The sequence below is a fragment of the Streptomyces sp. NPDC033136 genome, assembly GCF_055578235.1.
The window spans coordinates 362940-379316 of record NZ_JBVIPD010000005.1 but is presented as its reverse complement, the minus strand read 5'-3'; the positions used below and the strand labels follow the sequence as shown (position 1 = coordinate 379316).

At 71.4% G+C, this 16377-nt stretch carries 16 protein-coding genes and 1 pseudogene; 2 read left to right on the top strand and 15 right to left on the bottom strand.

What is annotated here, in order from left to right:
* Window positions 1–16: 16 nt before the first annotated feature.
* The 6 genes and pseudogenes from ACZ5TL_RS12320 to ACZ5TL_RS12295 all read right to left on the bottom strand — a co-directional run bounded on the left by ACZ5TL_RS12320 (window position 17) and on the right by ACZ5TL_RS12295 (window position 7139).
* A complete protein-coding gene (locus ACZ5TL_RS12320) occupies window positions 17–1054 on the bottom strand; it encodes a LacI family DNA-binding transcriptional regulator (protein WP_468589417.1) in 1038 nt (345 codons plus the stop codon).
* Between the two features lie 57 nt (window positions 1055–1111).
* Window positions 1112–1285 (bottom strand): annotated as a pseudogene (locus ACZ5TL_RS12315) (VOC family protein); the annotation flags it as partial.
* Window positions 1286–1338: 53 nt separating this feature from the next.
* Window positions 1339–2922, bottom strand: coding sequence for a TROVE domain-containing protein (locus tag ACZ5TL_RS12310; RefSeq protein ID WP_468589415.1), 1584 nt, complete (start codon window positions 2920–2922; stop codon window positions 1339–1341).
* Between the two features lie 491 nt (window positions 2923–3413).
* A complete protein-coding gene (locus tag ACZ5TL_RS12305; protein WP_468589414.1) occupies window positions 3414–5045 on the bottom strand; it encodes an IS200/IS605 family accessory protein TnpB-related protein in 1632 nt (543 codons plus the stop codon).
* Window positions 5038–5613 carry an IS607 family transposase gene (locus ACZ5TL_RS12300; protein WP_468589413.1) on the bottom strand — a complete coding sequence of 192 codons (576 nt, stop codon included), beginning with the start codon at window positions 5611–5613 and terminating at the stop codon, window positions 5038–5040. Before ACZ5TL_RS12300 ends, ACZ5TL_RS12305 begins: the two co-directional genes overlap by 8 nt.
* A gap of 107 nt (window positions 5614–5720) precedes the next feature.
* Window positions 5721–7139 (bottom strand): hypothetical protein, encoded by a 1419-nt coding sequence (locus ACZ5TL_RS12295; RefSeq protein WP_468589411.1) that lies wholly within the window; start codon window positions 7137–7139, stop codon window positions 5721–5723.
* Window positions 7140–7454: 315 nt separating this feature from the next.
* Between ACZ5TL_RS12295 and ACZ5TL_RS12290 the strand changes: the two genes are divergently transcribed.
* A complete protein-coding gene (locus tag ACZ5TL_RS12290; RefSeq protein ID WP_468589409.1) occupies window positions 7455–9284 on the top strand; it encodes an endonuclease/exonuclease/phosphatase family protein in 1830 nt (609 codons plus the stop codon).
* Between the two features lie 45 nt (window positions 9285–9329).
* Here the strand turns inward: ACZ5TL_RS12290 and ACZ5TL_RS12285 are convergent, their stop codons facing one another.
* The 3 genes from ACZ5TL_RS12285 to ACZ5TL_RS12275 form a co-directional block, all read right to left on the bottom strand.
* Window positions 9330–10010: an antibiotic biosynthesis monooxygenase gene (locus ACZ5TL_RS12285; protein WP_468589408.1), complete on the bottom strand. Its 681-nt coding sequence runs from the start codon at window positions 10008–10010 to the stop codon at window positions 9330–9332.
* Window positions 10011–10165: 155 nt separating this feature from the next.
* Window positions 10166–10531 carry a DUF3618 domain-containing protein gene (locus tag ACZ5TL_RS12280; protein ID WP_468589406.1) on the bottom strand — a complete coding sequence of 122 codons (366 nt, stop codon included), beginning with the start codon at window positions 10529–10531 and terminating at the stop codon, window positions 10166–10168.
* A complete protein-coding gene (locus ACZ5TL_RS12275; RefSeq protein ID WP_468589404.1) occupies window positions 10528–10947 on the bottom strand; it encodes a phage holin family protein in 420 nt (139 codons plus the stop codon). The genes ACZ5TL_RS12280 and ACZ5TL_RS12275 overlap by 4 nt, the downstream gene beginning before the upstream one ends.
* 165 nt (window positions 10948–11112) lie before the next feature.
* Between ACZ5TL_RS12275 and dapA the strand changes: the two genes are divergently transcribed.
* A complete protein-coding gene (gene dapA, locus ACZ5TL_RS12270) occupies window positions 11113–11997 on the top strand; it encodes a 4-hydroxy-tetrahydrodipicolinate synthase (RefSeq protein ID WP_468589403.1) in 885 nt (294 codons plus the stop codon).
* A 37-nt stretch (window positions 11998–12034) separates the two neighbouring features.
* Here dapA and ACZ5TL_RS12265 read toward each other — a convergent pair whose 3' ends face one another.
* From ACZ5TL_RS12265 to ACZ5TL_RS12240, 6 genes are all read right to left on the bottom strand, one after another.
* Window positions 12035–13246, bottom strand: coding sequence for a WD40 repeat domain-containing protein (locus ACZ5TL_RS12265; RefSeq protein WP_468589402.1), 1212 nt, complete (start codon window positions 13244–13246; stop codon window positions 12035–12037).
* Complete coding sequence (locus ACZ5TL_RS12260) at window positions 13243–13800, bottom strand: SigE family RNA polymerase sigma factor (protein WP_468589401.1); 558 nt, start codon at window positions 13798–13800, stop codon at window positions 13243–13245. The genes ACZ5TL_RS12265 and ACZ5TL_RS12260 overlap by 4 nt, the downstream gene beginning before the upstream one ends.
* A gap of 164 nt (window positions 13801–13964) precedes the next feature.
* Window positions 13965–14195, bottom strand: a complete 231-nt coding sequence (locus tag ACZ5TL_RS12255; protein ID WP_468589400.1) for a hypothetical protein — start codon at window positions 14193–14195, stop codon at window positions 13965–13967.
* Window positions 14196–14301: 106 nt separating this feature from the next.
* Window positions 14302–15306 (bottom strand): 2,3,4,5-tetrahydropyridine-2,6-dicarboxylate N-succinyltransferase, encoded by a 1005-nt coding sequence (gene dapD, locus ACZ5TL_RS12250; RefSeq protein WP_468589398.1) that lies wholly within the window; start codon window positions 15304–15306, stop codon window positions 14302–14304.
* 119 nt (window positions 15307–15425) lie between these two features.
* The gene (locus ACZ5TL_RS12245) at window positions 15426–15974 is read right to left on the bottom strand and encodes a TetR/AcrR family transcriptional regulator (RefSeq protein WP_468589397.1); all 549 of its coding nucleotides are present in this window, start codon (window positions 15972–15974) and stop codon (window positions 15426–15428) included.
* Window positions 15974–16294: a DMT family transporter gene (locus ACZ5TL_RS12240; protein WP_468589395.1), complete on the bottom strand. Its 321-nt coding sequence runs from the start codon at window positions 16292–16294 to the stop codon at window positions 15974–15976. The genes ACZ5TL_RS12245 and ACZ5TL_RS12240 overlap by 1 nt, the downstream gene beginning before the upstream one ends.
* Window positions 16295–16377: the final 83 nt, after the last annotated feature.

Here is a 16377-nt window from a genome sequence, read left to right as displayed (position 1 = left end):
GAGACCCGTACCGCCGTCAGGCGGAGGCGCGGACCACCAACTCGGGCGCCACCCACGCGTCCGCGCCCCGCAGCGGCTCCTCACCCGCGCGCAGCCGGGCCACCTGCTCCACGGCCAGCCGTCCCAGCTGCCGCTTGTCGATGTGCAGGGTGGTCAGGGCGGGTTCCACCAGCTCGCCCAGGGAGAGACCGTCGAATCCCAGCACCGCCAGATCGTCCGGAACGCTCCGGCCGTGGCGGCGGGCGGTGCGCATCGCCCCGACCGCGATCAGGTCGTTGAAGCCGAAGACCGCGGTGATGTCCGGCCGCGCCGCCAGGAGCCGTTCCATCCCGGCCTCGCCGCCGGCCACACTGTGCTCGGGGCAGGTGACGACCCAGTCCTCGTCGACCGGCAGGCCGAGCCGGCACGCCTGCTCCAGGAAGGCCTGCCTGCGGGGGCCGGGGCCGTGCACGCCGTCCAGCATGCCGATCCTGCGGTGCCCAGCGCCGAACAGGTGGTTCATGCCCTGCTCGACACCGGCCGCGGCGTCGATACCCACGGCCGCGAACCGGGTCTGCTGCGGTCCGCGCTCCAGCAGCACCAGCGGCACGCCTCCGAGGTGCCGGGCGAGGACGTCGTCCGGGTCCTTGAAGTAACCCACGACCGCGTCCGCCTGGTGCGAGAGCACGTCGAGGGCCTGCCGCTCCCTGGCCTCGTCGATGCGGGAGTCCCACACGACCACCTGCCAGCCGCGCTGCTCGGCCGCCTCCAGCACCCCGGCGGCCACCTCGGGGAAGAACGGGTTGCGCAGGTCCGGGATGACCAGGCCCGCCGTCACCGCCCCCTTCTGGACGAGTCCACGCGCGAACCGGCTGGGCCGGTAGTCCAGAAGCCGGGCCGCCTCCAGGACCCGCTCCTTGGTCGCCGGGTCGATCTCACCCTTGTCGTTGACCGCCCGGGAAACCGTCTGCCGTGACACCCCGGCCAGGCGGGCGACGTCGTGGATCGTGGCCCGGCGCCGGGCACCCTCGGGCCGGTCGGCACTCGGCTCCGCAGGCTGATTGTCCGTCCACACGTCGAGCACTGTATCCGGCGCCGCACGGCTCCCGGCAGGGGCCGCCGGGCGGTCCTGTCAGCCGTCGAGCTCGGTGAACAGCGTCAGCTGGAGGGCGCCCGGGGCTTCGAGACGGGAGTTGAGGGAGTTCCAGGGGGTGCGCGTCGACTCGGCGACGACCTCGACCTCGTCGATGAACGCGGCGTGGTGGGGGCCGCTGAAATGCCGGATGTCAGTACGAGCTTCAACAAGAGGCCGGACAGGCCCGTGGCCCGCACTCCCCACGCGGTGCGGGCCACGGGTCCTCAGGCCACCCAGGGCCAGTCGGCGTCCCGGGAGGCCTCGATCAGCGGAACCATCCGGAAAGCGGCGTCCGAGAGCCCTCCGAACGTGTGCCGGTTCCCCGTGCCCGACGGGCCGTGGCCCGCCTGGTATCCGGCGAGGTTCCAGGTGTAGACCGGCACGTCGGCCGGGATCTGCTCCGCCGGGTCGCCCCGGTGGTGGTGCGTGTACTGCTCGTCGGTGACGATCAGCACCCGGTCGTGCTTCCTGTAGTGCCGGCGCACCGCCTCGGTCGTGTCGGTGCCGCCGAGGCCGTGGAAGCGGTCGAGGACCTTGAGCACCGACTCACCCTCGCGGAACCTCACGCGCTCGCTCGTCGAGCCGAACTCGACCAGGTCCGCGCGCTCCGCCCGCAGCGCGATCGCCGTGCCGAAGACCGCCGCCGCGTCGGCCCAGGTGAGCTCGGAGCGGCCGGACAGCCGCGACCAGAACATCGAGCCCGAGCGGTCCACGAGCACCAGCGTCCGGCCGGGCAGCGCGGGCACATGGGCCAGCGAGTGACCGAGCGCCCGCTCCAGGGCGTACGACCAGCGCAGCGACGGCGCGTGCTGGTACGCGGCGAGGTAGCGGAAAGGGAACTGCCGCGAGCGCGCGACCTCCGCCGGGTCGCTGATCCGCGCGGCGACCCGCTCGGCCACCTCGTCCGAGACACCGGCCTCGTCGAAGTTGCGCAGGTTGCGCACGAGCGCCATGACGCCCATGGACGGAATCACGGCCTCCCAGGCCGCCCGGTCCATCGGCCCCTGCAGCCAGCCCGCCAGCGCCTCCCACGTCATCCCGGCCTCCGCCAGCCGCTCGGCACCGCCCTCGGCGGTCACGACCGCGCGCCGCTCCTCGACCGGCAGCGCCATGAGCGCGCGGTGCGCGGTGAGGGTGCGGTCCGACGCGGGCGGTACGGCGGTGTCCGGGTGGTGCCGCCGGTCGAGGGCGTACCGGAACAGCTCGCCCTGCCACGGCTTGTCCGCGTCCGGGGCCGCGTGCACGAGGTTGAGGATGTCGCCGAAGCGGTAGCCCTTGGACGCGGTGTCGTACTTCAGCAGCGACTTGCCGTGGTAGAGCCGGCGTACGGCGTCGGAGATGCCGCGCTTGACCGGCTTGGGCACGCTGCGCCCGTAGGTCGCGGTCCAGTAGGCGAGCAGTTCGCCCGGCTCGTCGGGCCGCTGGAGCACGGAGTCGACGACCTGCCGGTTGGACGGGCCGCCGGTCGCGCCCGCGTCCAGGCGGGCCTTGACGTACTCGGCGGCGCCCACGACCGCGGCCGTGCGCAGATGGCCCGCGCCACGCAGCCAGCCGAGCAGACCGGCCGTCCACTCCGGGTCAGTGACGGCGAGTTCGCGCATCAGCCTCGCGAAGCGGTCGTCGCGGTCGGCGCCGGTCTCGTAGAAGCTCTGCTGGCCGGCGAAGTGGGACACGGCGAGCAGGAAGAGCTCGGAGCGCGCGTCGCGCTCGCGGCCCCGGCCTCCCTCGTAGGTCCGCAGCACACGTCCCGTGGACGTCACTCGCGAGACGGAACGGGCTCGTGCCGCCCTGCCGTTGAATCGCGCCATGGTGAATTCCCCCGAATTCGTTCGTGTTTCGAGGGAAACGCGGCAGGAAAAAGGTGGGTGCCCGAGAACAGAAGTCGGCGACGGACTTTTTCCGGATGCTCTGCCTATTGAGCTACAGCGACCCGAAGTCGCTGACGGGACTCGAACCCGCAGCCTTCCGATCCCAGGAAGTAACCGTTGCCTGCGCACCGGGCACCCACCCGATGCCGCGCCTCCCGAGATCAAGTCGGCTGCGGCGTCGGATTCTTTGGAAGAGAAGTAGCCGCTGCCATCGCACCGGGAAGTGCGTGACGTTGTGATCTCACTGTAGGAGGCGCGGTACGGGACCTGCGAGTGAATTAATCACCGCTTCTGGCGCGTCCAGTGACCGGTGACGGCGAGCACGGTGCCAAGCAGCAGGACAGCCAGGATGCCCAGGGCCTGGATGCCGGCGTGAAGGGTCTTGGCGCCCGGTGAGAAAGTGCTGGACGCATCCGCAGCCGTTACCGTTCCTAATCAGTGAGCAGGAGTGAGTCTTGGACCCAGGCCTGGTCAGCTGGCGCATCCCGAACGGTTGTGGATGCGCTGGTCACCCGCGTTCGCGCCGCGTCCGGCGACACGGATCGTGTCCGTGGTCCGGGTATGCGGGGGCGGGTTTCCTCACGCCCACGGGTTCCGTGTCCGGCCTGGGCGGTCCGATGCCCCACACGATCGCTCTGGTCGTGTGGGGGCGGTGCCGTCCGTCGCCGGACACGGTGCCCGAGAGCGCGTCGCCCGATCGCGACGCCAGCGGCGTCGTGGCGGGTGGTCTTGCGGTTCTTGCTGTTGAGGGGCTTCTGCCAGTGCTCGGCGCCCCAGCGGGAGGTGTAGGCGGGGTCGACGACGACGATGGTAATGCCGAGTTCGGCGGCCATGGACACGAGCCGTGCCCGCAGTTTGGCGACGGGCATGCCGGAGATCAGCTTGCGGAACCGCTTCCTGCGGCCGTGCTTCTCCCGCGTCTTCTCCGCGCCGAAGTCCAGGTCCTCGATCGCGATGGAGACGCCTTCGTGCCGTGCCCAGCGAAGGAGGCGGGTGAGGGCGTGCCTCACCTGGGCGTCCCGGTAGGTGGCCGGCCCGTCGAGGTCGTAGAAGAACCGGCGGGGCTCACCCATGGGGTTGCCGTGCTCATCCAGACGCCACGCTGCGAAGTGGCCGGCGTTGGTGTCCACACCGATGAGCCCGTTCGCTCTGGCTGCGGTCAGGGCAACGGTCTGGACCGGCGGGATCGTCCACGACGCGGTGAGGTACCAGCGGCCCCGGACCACGTCCAGGTGGATGCGGTAGGCGACAGCACGGTTCGCCGATACGCGGCCGGCCCACTCTTCGCCGCGGTGGCGGAAGTTGATCCGGCCGTCGAGCACGTACCGGCCGCGCGGGGCGCCGGCCAGGTGCGCCAGCGGAGCCGGGAGCTTGATGCTGACCTCGCCGTCGGAGCTGACGCGGATGGTCTCGTTCCCGAAACGCTTCCCCGACTCCCCGTCTGCCTGGAGGAACCAGCGTCCGGCATTCCAGCGTTGCCGCCACTCGTACTCGGTCAGCTGGGCGGCTTCCAGATTGTGCCGGCTGCGGGCCAGTCGCTTCCCGCCCCGCGCCACGTGCACGACACCGGCCTCACGATCGGACCGCTCGCGCTCCAGCCGGTCTTCCAGCACATGCAGGCGCCGGGTCTTTTGGAACCACTCCCTCTTCGTGCGGTAGCCGCCCGGCGCCCGCTTCGTGCCCTTCTCCCCGACCGGCTGGGACAGGCGGTTCGCGATCGTGCGCACCCCGGCCTCAAGGTTGTGGATGTGGGCGAGTTGGGCACGGCGCGCCAGGCCCCACTGGTCGTGGGTGGCCTTCGTGATGCTCCCGGCCCAGCGCGAGGACGACTCCTCGGTCAGGGCCCGCTTACGCTCCGCCCACTGGTCGCTGCCGTGATCGGTACCCGCCCGGCAACGTGCCTTGAGGTCGGCGGAAGCCAGCGAACCAAGGTGTGCGCCCACCAGGGACAGCACCTCACGGTCCCGCTGGGACATGCCCTTGATGCTGGTGCGGATCGCCACCCCGGACGGGCCCAGCGCAACGAACGGCGCCTCGATCGTGCGCAGTGCGGAGTCAGCCATGCCCGGCGGCCTCCAAAGCCTTGCGGGCCCGGTTCTTCACCGACCGGCGACCGTACAGGCGAGCGCAGAACCAGGTCAGCACCTCCACCACGTCGCGCACCAGATCGTCTTCGGCCTCGCCGTCATCAAGGACCACGAGGCGGCGTCCATGCGCGCCCAAGGCGGCCTCGGCAAGTTCGGTGTTCATCCGGCCCAGCCGATCCTTGTGTTCGACCACCACCGTGGTCACGCCCGGATCGGCCAGCAGCCGCCTGACTTTGGGGCGGGCACCGTTCATACCGGATGCGATCTCCGCCTCCACCCGCACCACCCGGTGGCCGCCCTGCGCCGCCCACTGGGACAGCCGGGCGACCTGCCGGCCCAGGTCAGTCTTCTGGTCATGGGAGCAAACACGGGCATACAGGCCCAGCCCGCCGATCGCTTCGAGCGCGGCATTGACCCCCACGTTCACGAGGATCGTGCGCGAACCGACCCGCTGAGCCGGCACCGGCAGCGTCCCCTCACGGAACCAGCGATACGCGGTCTGCGGATGCCCGCCCTGCGCGTTCGCCCATTCCGTGAGAATCATGCTCTGACAACGACACTCACTCACACATGGTTACGCCCACTCACCCGACCTTGAAGACCAGCAGTTGAAGACCCCCGCCCGCGCCCGCGACGCCCCGCGATACGGACTCAGCCTCCCTGTTGCGACCGCGCCTTGAAGGCTGCCTTCCGCGCTTCCTTCGCGACCTTCTTGTCGGGATGCAGCCGCCCCATGGCCTCGAGCACATCAGCCGTAGCCGGATGATCGACCCGCCACACCGCGGCGAAGAATCCGCTGTGCTGCTGCGCGAGCCCCTCCACCAGCGCCCGCAGCTCCTCGGAGTTGCCCTCCGCCGCCAGCTGCGCGGCCACCGTGTCGATGGTCAGCCAGTACACCATCGCCTCGGAAGGCGCGGGCACGTCCACCGCACCATGTTCGGTCAGCCACACCCGGGCGAGCCCGCCCAGCTCCGCGTCGTCGAGCACCTCCCGCAGCGCCGACTCGGCCGAGGCCCCCACCAGGGACAGCGCCTGCTGGCACCGCAGCCGCCGCAGCGGCGCCCCCGGGTCCGCGCCCCGTGCCGCCGCCAGCAACTCCCGTGCCGCGGCGAGCGGTTCCCGGCGCTCCAGCCACTGCTCCGTCTCGGCCTGCGCCGCCCCCGGCGGAAACACCGCCGTGCCGTCGAGCAGCGCGTCGGCTCCCTTGTCCGCGAAGTCCCCGACGGCCGGCGCCTCGAACCCGGCCTCCTGCAGCCGAACCCGCATGCCGTACACCCCGAGCCGGGTGAGCCGGACCATGCCGTACCGGGAGACGTCGGTGTCGTCGACGGGCGCCGCCGGCTCCTCCTCGGCGTCGGCCATGAGCGCCTCGTCCACGGGCTGGTACTCGACGAACCCCACCGGCTCCAGCATCCGGAACTGGTCGTCCAGCCGCATCATCGCGTCGGAGACCTGCTCCAGGACGTCGTTGGTGGGCTCGCCCATGCCGCTGGGCACGATCACCGAGGCGGCCAGTGCCGGCAGCGGCACCGGGGCGCCGCGGGGGGTGTCCTCGCCGGCGGTCAGCAGGTAGAGGTTGCCGAGCACGCCGTCGAGGAACTCGGCCTCGGCCTCCGGGTCCCAGTCGAGGGCGGAGAGGTCGACCTCGCCGTCCTCGGCGACGAGACCGTCCAGGTCGGGCACGCTCGCGTCGGCGAGCACGGTCTCCAGGGCGGTGAGCCACACGGCGAGCACGTCCTGCGGCGAGCCGCCGGTGAGCAGCGCGAGGCCCTCGCCCGCCGTGACGGTGCCCTCCTCCTCGTCGACGATCTCGAGGAGACCGGTGTCCACGGCCACCCGCCACGCCTCACTGGCGTCGGCGACGGCGTCGTCCCCGCTCAGCCCGAGCGCCTCGGCGGCGGCGGGCAGCTGTTCGTCGACGAGCCCGCCCCCGGCGTCGACCCGGGTCTCCGGCCCGGCCCAGCGGGCGAGCCGGGCGGCCCGGGACAGCAACGGCGTGGACAACGCGTCGCGCGCCAGCTCCGCTTCGGTGTGCAGCCGCACCGGCGGCAGGGGGGAGCTGTCTGACATCGGCTGTTTCTCCTAGCGCACCTCAGGTTACTCAGCCGCTCAGCCTAGACGGATTTCCACCCATGCCGCCCACTTCACCTCCCCGTCAGCCGCCGTACATGGCCGAAACCTTGACAAGTGGCGTGGCCAGGCTGGAGATTGACGCGCGTAGAAGACGGCGGACACTTGTTCACCGGGGCCGGCCCCACCAGGCCCACCGTCCACCGCGGTCTACGCGTGTCACCGCCCCGCCCCGCCCCACAGATGGCGGCAGTCAGCCGTTTCCGCATTCCGCCCTCGTCCCGGCGCCCTGTCACGTCCCCGGAGGGAATCCCGTTGCCGAGCAAGTCGTCCGCGCGTCTCGCCGCGCTCACCGTCGCCGCCGCGTGCTCCGCGGCATCCACGATCGTCCTCACCACCCCCGCACACGCGGAATCGGTCCGCATCCACGACATCCAGGGCAGCACCCGGATATCCCCGTACGCCGGCGAGCAGGTCACGGACGTGGCCGGAATCGTCACCGGCGTCCGGACCTACGGATCGTCCCGCGGCTTCTGGATCCAGGACCCGAACCCGGACGCCGACCCGGCGACCAGCGAGGGCGTCTTCGTCTTCACCGGTTCCGCCCCGAAGGGGGTCGCCGTCGGTGACTCCGTCACGGTCAGCGGCACGGTCTCGGAGTACGTCCCCGGCGGCACCGGGTCCGGCAACCAGTCGCTGACGGAGATCACCAAGCCCACGACCACGGTCGTCTCCAGCGGCAACGCGCTCCCCGCCGCCACGGCCGTCACCGCGAGGTCGGTCCCCGCCGCCTACGCGCCGGCCGGCGACCCCGCCGCCGGGGGCTCGATCAACGCCCTCCCCCTCCAGCCGTCGAAGTACGCCCTGGACCGCTACGAGTCGCTGGAGGGCATGTCCGTCCGTGTCACCGACACCCGTGTGGTCGGCGCGACCGACCCGTACACCGAACTCTGGGTGACGGTGAAGCCGTACGAGAACCGCACCCGCCGCGGCGGCACGGTCTACGGCTCCTACGCCTCCCAGAACACCGGCCGCCTCCAGATCCAGTCCCTGGGCTCGCCTTCCGCCTTCCCGAAGGCGAACGTGGGCGACACGCTCACCGGCACGACGGCGGGCCCCCTGGACTACAGCCAGTTCGGCGGCTACACCCTGGTCGCGAGCGAACTCGGCACCCTGAAGAGCGGGGACCTGCGGCGCGAGACGACGCGCAAGCAGAAGAACGGCGAGCTGGCGGTCGCCACGTACAACGTCGAGAACCTCGACCCGGCCGACAAGACCTTCGCCGCCCACGCCTCCGCGATCGTGAACAACCTGAAGTCGCCGGACATCGTGTCCCTGGAGGAGATCCAGGACAACAACGGCCCGAAGAACGACGGTACGGTCGCCGCCGACCAGACCCTGACCAAGCTGATCGACGCGATCGCAGAGGCGGGCGGCCCGACGTACGACTGGCGCTCGATCGACCCGGCCGACGGCACCGACGGCGGCCAGCCGGGCGGCAACATCCGCCAGGCGTTCCTGTTCAACCCGGAGCGGGTCTCCTTCGCGGACCGCGCGGGCGGCGACGCCACCACGGCGACCGGCGTGACGAAGATCCGCGGCAAGGCGCACCTGACGCTCAGCCCCGGCCGTATCGCCCCCGCCGACGAGGCCTGGAAGAACAGCCGCAAGCCGCTGGCCGGCGAGTTCGTCTTCCGCGGCCGCACGGTCTTCGTGATCGCCAACCACTTCGGTTCCAAGGGCGGCGACCAGAGTCTGACCGCCCAGTACCAGCCGCCGTCCCGCAGCTCCGAGACGGAGCGCCACCAGCAGGCCACCGTGGTGAACGCCTTCGTCAAGGACATCCTCGACACCCAGAAGAACGCGGACGTCGTCACGCTCGGCGACATCAACGACTTCGAGTTCTCGCGGACCACGAAGCTCCTCGAGGGTCGCGGCGAACTGTGGTCGGCGATCAAGTCGCTGCCCAGGAGCGAGCGTTACTCCTACGTCTACCAGGGCAACAGCCAGGTCCTCGACCAGATCCTGATCAGCCCGTCCATCCGCCGCGCCTGCGACTTCGAGTACGACAGCGTGCACGTCAACGCGGAGTTCCACGACCAGATCAGCGACCACGACCCGCAGGTCCTGCGCTTCCGCCCGTAGGACGGCCTGGGGCCGGCCGGCCACTCGGCCGGCCGGCCCCACGTCTCAGCCCGGCAGCAGCCCCAGGGCATGCTCATACCTGCTGCCGGTCGTCCCCTTCAACTGCGGATACGTCCGCACCCGCTCCCACGCATCGGTCGACGGCCCGGCCAGCCCCTGGTCATAGGCCTCCGCGCTCTCCCACTCGGCGTAGTTCAGTACATGCCCGCCGTCCGTACTGACGTGAAAGTGAGCGGACACCAACCCGGCATGCCCCTCCGGGTCGTCCTCCAGAGCCTTCAGCACGAGATCGACCCACTCCTCCCGGCGGTCCTCGCCCTCGAAGTCGGCCCGCACGGTGACGATCAGCCCGGGCACCCGCCCATCCCCCGCGACCCGCTCCCGACTGCGGTACCGCCGGTACCGCCCGATCCCGACCCGCTCGATCCCGGGCACGGCGGTGTCGATCTCGTCGACGCGTTCCTGGCGGTGCGTCTTGAAGAACGCCTCGTAGGCCTGCTCGCCGCGCCACTGCGAGTAGTGCATCAGCGTGGACCCGTCGTACCCCGTGTACACGTGATACCCCAGCAGATCGGCGGTCGGCCAGGGCCGCCGCTCCCAGGCCCGCCCGATCGCCTCCACGGTCCGCCGCTGCCGCTCGGGCGTCCCCACGCGCCAGGTACTGAAGAAGGGAACACCGATGCGGGGGTCGGTGAGGTCGGGGTGCTGCTCGGTTCGACGGCTCATGAACACTCCAGTCGTAGCGCCGGTCGCGTGCACACCTCACCTTTCAACCTCGACCAAGCTTGAGGTCAAGTGGGGTTCAGCAACTCGGCACCCATGAGTGCCCGGTGATGCCGCCGACGCGGCGGCACGACCGCCCACAGCCCGTCCGCACGCCCTCAGTGACGCCCGTGCGCATGCCTCCACCGCAACACCCCGACAGCCACCGCTCCCGCAGCCGCCCCGGCCACCAGCACTGGCCCCGGATGCCGCATCCCGGCCTGCACGACCGTCCGTACCGGACGGGGCCCCGTATGCGTCGCCCTGTCCTGCACGGCATGCCCCGCCTGCGCCGCGCTGCTCCGCAACTGCACCGTCATCGCCCCGGCCTTGTCCCGTAGATCGGCAGCCCGGGCCCGCGCACGCCCCTTCACGTCGGCCTTCCCGGCCAACTCCTCCACCGTGTTCCCCAGTTCACCACGCGTCTGCTCGATCTGCCGCCGCAGCTCATCGGGACCCTTGGCCCCACCCGTCGGCTTCGTCATCGATGCGCCCTTCCCTTGATCTCCTCCACGTCCGCCCTGACGCTGCCGAGCGCCGCTTCAGGCGTGGGAGGCGCGGCCCGCCGCAGCTGCCCCCGCCCGACCGCGGCCAGCACGGCGGCGATCACGAACAGCACCCCGGTCACGATCAGCGCGGCGGCCCACACGGGCAGCACCAGCGAAAGGGCGGCGACACCGGTACCGGCCAGCGCCAGGAAACCGGCGTACGCGACAGCACCCGCCGCACCGACCAACCCACCACCACGCCCCGCCCGCCGTCCCTTCTCGGCCAGCTCCTCCTTCGCGAGCGCCATTTCCTGCCGCACGAGCCGGGAGAGCTGCTCAGCAGCCTGTCCGACGAGCTCGCCCACGGAGTGGCGCTCTTCGCGCACGGCCCGTTGATCCATGGTCCCGGTCACGGTGTTCCGCCTCCTCTCGAAGTAGGAACCCCCGAGTACCCGCCCGCCCCCCCGGCTACCCCTGCAGCCCGACCCCGCCCCCCAGCCCCTGTCGAAGCAACACTTAACAACACCTGGTAGCAGAATTAAGTAGAGCTACACAATCAAGGGGCCGACACTACCCCCATGACGACACCCTTCGGCCGCGCCCTCTGCGCGATGATCACTCCCTTCACCGGCTCCGGAACCCTCGACCTCGACGGCGCCCAGCACCATGCGGCCCACCTGGTGGACCACGGCTGCGACGGCCTCGTCCTCTCCGGCACGACAGGCGAGTCCCCCACCACCACGGACGCCGAGAAGTCCGCCCTCGTCGCAGCCGTCCGGGAGGCCGTGGCCGGCAGGGCGTCGATCGTCGCGGGCATCGGCACACCCGACACCCGCCACACCGTCGAACTGGCCCGAGAGGCCGAAAGGGCGGGCGCGGACGGCCTGTTGGTGGTTTCGCCGTACTACAGCCGCCCCCCGCAGGACGCGATCGAGGCCCACTTCCGGGAGATCGCGGACGCCACCGAAGTGCCCCTCATGGTCTACGACATCCCGGCCCGCACCGGCACCCGCATCGAACCGGAGACGATCCTCCGCCTCGCCGACCACCCCGGGATCGTCGCGGTCAAGGACTGCTCGAACGACTTCCTGGCCGCCCAGAAGGTGCTGGCCCGGACGGACCTGGCGTACTACGCGGGCTGCGACGAACACAACCTCGCGCTGTACGCCGTGGGCGGCACGGGGTACGTCAGCACGGTCGCCAACGTGATCCCCCGCCATCTGCGAGCCGTCCTGGACGCGTTCGACGCGGGCGACACCGCCCGGGCGGCCCGCCTCCAGCAGCGGGCCACCCCGATGATCGAGGCGATCATGTGGGCGGGCCTGCCGGGCACCGTCACGGCCAAGGCACTCCTGAACGCCCTGGCCCGCCCCGCGGGCCCCGTCCGCGCCCCGCTGCGGGCAGCCGACCCGGCCACGACCGCCACCCTGCTGTCGCTCCACGCGGACCTCTCCGAGAGCTGACCCAAGAAGCTGATCCGAGAGCCGGCGGGAGAACGGATCACCGCTCCGCGAACACCGGCTCCCACCTTCCCTTGGTGTTGTCCTTGGGCGACCGGTAGTCACTGAGCGGGGTCGTCTTCTCGCCGCCGATCGTCACGAGCACCAGCCGCTGGTGGTACTCGTTCCCATCCGGCCCGATGTCCCAGGCGACCAGCGACTTCCCGTCCGCCCAGGCGAGCAACTGCTGCCCGCGCACCTCGCGCTTCTCGCCGGTGCGCGCGTCGACGACCATGGAGGACGTCTTCCACTTCCGGCCCGCGAACCCACCGGCGACGAGCTGCCCGTCCGGCGACACTCCCGCCTCGACGGACCACTCCCGGTGCCTTTCCAGCGCGGGTGCGGGGATCTCCTTGCCGGTGAAGTCGTAGAACTTCTCACCGGGTTCGGTGGGCATGCCGGACCAGATGAAACGGCCGTCGCGAGTGAACGCGAAGTCCTGTCGGGAGTTGAGGAACATGTCGAGGTTGCGCGGCCCCCCACCGATCTCCACCCCGGCCCAGGAACTGCTCCCGGAAGCCACGTCGATGACGTGGAACCCGGTCCGGTGCGACTCCGTGAACGGGGCGTCCCAGCCCTCCGAGCCCTGGATCTTCACCCGCCGGTCGGGGTTCTCGCTGTACGTCGTCGCGACGAGCTTCCTGCCGTCGGTGGAGAACTCCACCCCCGCCACCGGCCGGTCGACCGGGATCCACCGCTTGACCTGGCCGCTCGCCAGATCGAGCAGCCCGATCCGCGGCACGGGCAGGTCCCGCTCCAGGACGGCGGCGGTCGTCATCCCGGGGGCGACGGCGACGTACGACCAGCGGTCGTCCTTCGTGTACTTCTTCGTCGTGGGGTTCAGCAGCCAGTACGTGCGCTCGGAGACGGCTCGGTCGGCCGACTGCACCACGGTCGCGTGGGTGTAGTACGCGGCCAGCGCGACACGCCCGGCCGCGATCATGTCGCGCGGCGGCGACTGGTCGGGGTGGGCGGTGATACCGGTCTGCTCCACGCCGCCCGAGGGGCGTACGTCCTGCTTGCCCGAGTCCAGCACGGGCACGGCCACGGCGACGGCGATCACGGCCGCGGCCGCCGCGGCGGCGCTCGCGAGCCGGCGGCCGCGGCGGCGCCGGCGGACCGCCAGCACCCGGTCGGCGAAGCCGGGGGCGGCGGGGGGCTGCCCGTCGGCCTGGTCGCGCAGTGCGTCACGCACGAGTTCGTCGACGTTCACTGACGCACCTCCACGGGCGAGTAGTCACGGGAGGGCCGCTGCTCGGCGGCGGCCGGACCGAGAGCGGCCAGCTCGGGCGCGAGGGCGCGCAGCCGGGCGAGGGAACGATGGGTGGCGGACCGTACGGTGCCGACGGAGCAGCCCAGGATGCGGGCCACCTCGCTCTCGGGCAGGTCCTCGAAGTAGCGCAGCACCAGCACGGTGCGCTGCCGGGCCGTCAGCCGGGCCAGCGCGCCGCGCATCAGCAGGCGCAACTCGGCCGCGCCGGAGGCGTCCGGGTCTGTGCCGGTCTCCGGCGGTTCGGCGACGCTCAGCTCGCGCCTCGGCCACTTCAGCCGCCAGCGGCTGACCTGCTGCCGGTAGAGGACCTGCCGTACGTACGCCTCGGGTTCGTCGATGCGGTGCCAGCGGCCCGCGGCCTTGATCAGCGCGTTCTGGAGCAGGTCCTCGCCCGCGTGCCGGTCGCCGCCGCTCAGCAGGACGGCGGTCTTCAGCAGCGCGGACGACCGATTCGCCACGAACTCCCGGAAACTCTCCTGCGCTTCGGCATCCATCGTCACCTTCGCTCTCCCCCGGGGCGGACCCTGCGTCCGCCCCCCGTACTCCCTGTGACGCGTGCGGGGGCCTCGTGCTATGTCTCCCGCCAGGAAGAAAAAGCGGACGGCCCGTGGCGCAGGTGACTGCGCCACGGGCCGTCCGTCGTTGTGCCGTCTCCGGTTCAGTTCCAGGCGTACCCGTCACCGAACAGCAGCGTGTGCTCCAGCACGTCCTCCGCCGGGTCGTCGATCTGGCCGACGTTGATGTTGATCAGACCGACCCGGTGGCCGTTGTGCGAGCCCGTGTTGGTCTCGTCGGCGTGCGCGGTGCCCGCCGGCAGCCAGCACACCGCCACCGCCGTGACCACCCCCGCCAGCAAGCGCGCCACGGCCCGCCCCCGCTCGTTCCTCATGCCCCGGTCCTCATTTCGTCGGTTCGGCGTCTGATCGGACACTGCGTCCACCCGTTCATCCACCAAACCCACCGCGAGGTCACGCCGTGTCATCCGTACGGGATCGTCAGTTGTGGCTGTGCAGGATCTCGTTCAGTCCGCCCCACACCGCGTTGTTCGGCCGGGCCTCGACCGTGCCGGTGACCGAGTTGCGGCGGAAGAGGATGTTGGAAGCGCCGGACAGCTCGCGGGCCTTGATGATCTGGCCGTCGGGCATGGTGACGCGGGTGCCGGCGGTGACGTAGAGGCCGGCCTCGACGACGCACTCGTCGCCGAGGGCGATGCCGACGCCCGCCTCGGCGCCGATCAGGCAGCGTTCGCCGATGGAGATGATGACGTTGCCGCCGCCGGACAGGGTGCCCATCGTCGAGGCGCCGCCGCCGATGTCCGAGCCGTCGCCGATGACGACACCGGCGGAGATGCGGCCCTCGACCATCGACGTGCCGAGCGTGCCGGCGTTGAAGTTGACGAAGCCCTCGTGCATGACGGTGGTGCCCTCGGCGAGGTGGGCGCCGAGGCGGACCCGGTCGGCGTCGGCGATGCGGACGCCCTTGGGGGCCACGTAGTCGGTCATCCGCGGGAACTTGTCGACGGAGGTCACCTGCAGGTGCAGGCCCTCGGCGCGGGCGTTCAGCCGGACCTTCTCGAGGTCGTCGACGGCGACCGGGCCGAGCGAGGTCCAGGCGACGTTGGCGAGGAAGCCGAAGATGCCGTCCAGGCTCTGGCCGTGCGGCTTGACCAGACGGTGGGAGAGCAGGTGCAGGCGCAGGTAGGCGTCGTGCGCGTCGATCGGCTTCTCGTCGAGCGAGGCGATGACCGTGCGGACCGCGACCACTTCGACGCCCCGGCGGGCGTCCGGGCCGATCGCCGCGGTCGCGCCGGCGCCGAGCAGTTCCGCGGCCCGCTCGGCGGACAGCCGCTCGGTGCCGGACGGGCCAGGGCCGCCTGCGGCAGTCTCGGCGACGAGCTCGGGCGCGGGGAACCAGGTGTCGAGAACGGTGCCGTCGGCGGCGATCGTGGCGAGGCCGGCGGCCACGGCGCCGGTGGTGCGAGGAGCAGTCGTGTCGGTCATGAGGGCAACCTAACCGGCTGACACCGGTCGATGCGAACCGGTGCGGGGACGTCTCACGTGACGGGCGGTACGCACCTTTCGGAGGTGCCCCAGCAGCGCGGACACCCCGCCCGCCGGCATCAGCCGCGGGCCCCCGCGAGAACCCGCCCGAGCACCTCCCGGGCGTACTCCTCGTCGTACGGCACGCCGGTCAGCAGCACCTGCAGGCAGATGCCGTCCAGGACCGCCACCAGTGCCCGCGCGGTGACGGGATCCGTGCGCCGGGACAGCAGCTCGGCGACGCCCTCGGCCCACTCGGCGGCGACGGGCCGCAGGGCGGGCCGGCGCAGGGCGGCCAGGTACAGCTCGTACTCCAGCTCCACGCCCGTGCGTTCACCGGCGAGCCACTCCCCCGTCCAGGCGGCGAGTTCGGCGGCCAGATCGGTCCGGGGGTCCTCCAGGCCGCCGCGTGAGGCGACCACCTTGGCGAATCCCTCGTTGGCCTGGCGGAGCGCGGCGACCAGCAGTTCGTCGAGGGTGGTGAAGTGGTACGTCGTCGAGCCGAGCGGCACGTCCGCCTCGGCGGCGACGCTGCGGTGGCTCAGCCCGGCGATGCCCTTCATCCCGACGACGCGGATCGCCGCGTCGATGATCCGCTGCCGCCGCTCGGGGTCGTGGCGCCGGGGCATCAGTGGGCACCTCCCAGGTTCAGCACCACGACCCCGACGATGATCAGCGCGATCCCGGTGGCCTTGGCGACGGTCATGCCCTCGCCCAGGAAGACGATGCCGATCGCGGCGATGGCGGCGGTGCCGGCCCCGGCCCAGATGGCGTAGGCCGTGCCGACGGAGACCGTCCTGAGCGTCTGGGCGAGCAGCGCGAAGGACACGAGGTAGCCGACGAGCGTGAGCAGCGAGGGCGCGAGCCTGCTGAAGCCGTCGCTGTACTTCATGGCGGTGGTCGCGCCCACTTCGGCGGCGATGGCGCCGGCCAGCAGCAGATAACCCATGTGTACGAGCGTACACATCATCTGTACAACCGTACACAACGGAGGTAGGACACATCTGGATACCGGCGCGAGACCGCTCTCAT

What these genes read in the sequence shown, in the direction of transcription:
- ACZ5TL_RS12310 (WP_468589415.1), bottom strand. Translation starts at nt 2,922, where the DNA reads ATGGCGCGATTCAACGGCAGGGCGGCACGAGCCCGTTCCGTCTCGCGA.
- ACZ5TL_RS12305 (WP_468589414.1), bottom strand. Translation starts at nt 5,045, where the DNA reads ATGGCTGACTCCGCACTGCGCACGATCGAGGCGCCGTTCGTTGCGCTG.
- ACZ5TL_RS12300 (WP_468589413.1), bottom strand. Translation starts at nt 5,613, where the DNA reads ATGATTCTCACGGAATGGGCGAACGCGCAGGGCGGGCATCCGCAGACC.
- ACZ5TL_RS12295 (WP_468589411.1), bottom strand. Translation starts at nt 7,139, where the DNA reads ATGTCAGACAGCTCCCCCCTGCCGCCGGTGCGGCTGCACACCGAAGCG.
- ACZ5TL_RS12285 (WP_468589408.1), bottom strand. Translation starts at nt 10,010, where the DNA reads ATGAGCCGTCGAACCGAGCAGCACCCCGACCTCACCGACCCCCGCATC.
- ACZ5TL_RS12280 (WP_468589406.1), bottom strand. Translation starts at nt 10,531, where the DNA reads ATGACGAAGCCGACGGGTGGGGCCAAGGGTCCCGATGAGCTGCGGCGG.
- dapA (WP_468589403.1), top strand. Translation starts at nt 11,113, where the DNA reads ATGACGACACCCTTCGGCCGCGCCCTCTGCGCGATGATCACTCCCTTC.
- ACZ5TL_RS12260 (WP_468589401.1), bottom strand. Translation starts at nt 13,800, where the DNA reads ATGGATGCCGAAGCGCAGGAGAGTTTCCGGGAGTTCGTGGCGAATCGG.
- ACZ5TL_RS12255 (WP_468589400.1), bottom strand. Translation starts at nt 14,195, where the DNA reads ATGAGGAACGAGCGGGGGCGGGCCGTGGCGCGCTTGCTGGCGGGGGTG.
- dapD (WP_468589398.1), bottom strand. Translation starts at nt 15,306, where the DNA reads ATGACCGACACGACTGCTCCTCGCACCACCGGCGCCGTGGCCGCCGGC.
- ACZ5TL_RS12245 (WP_468589397.1), bottom strand. Translation starts at nt 15,974, where the DNA reads ATGCCCCGGCGCCACGACCCCGAGCGGCGGCAGCGGATCATCGACGCG.
- ACZ5TL_RS12240 (WP_468589395.1), bottom strand. Translation starts at nt 16,294, where the DNA reads ATGGGTTATCTGCTGCTGGCCGGCGCCATCGCCGCCGAAGTGGGCGCG.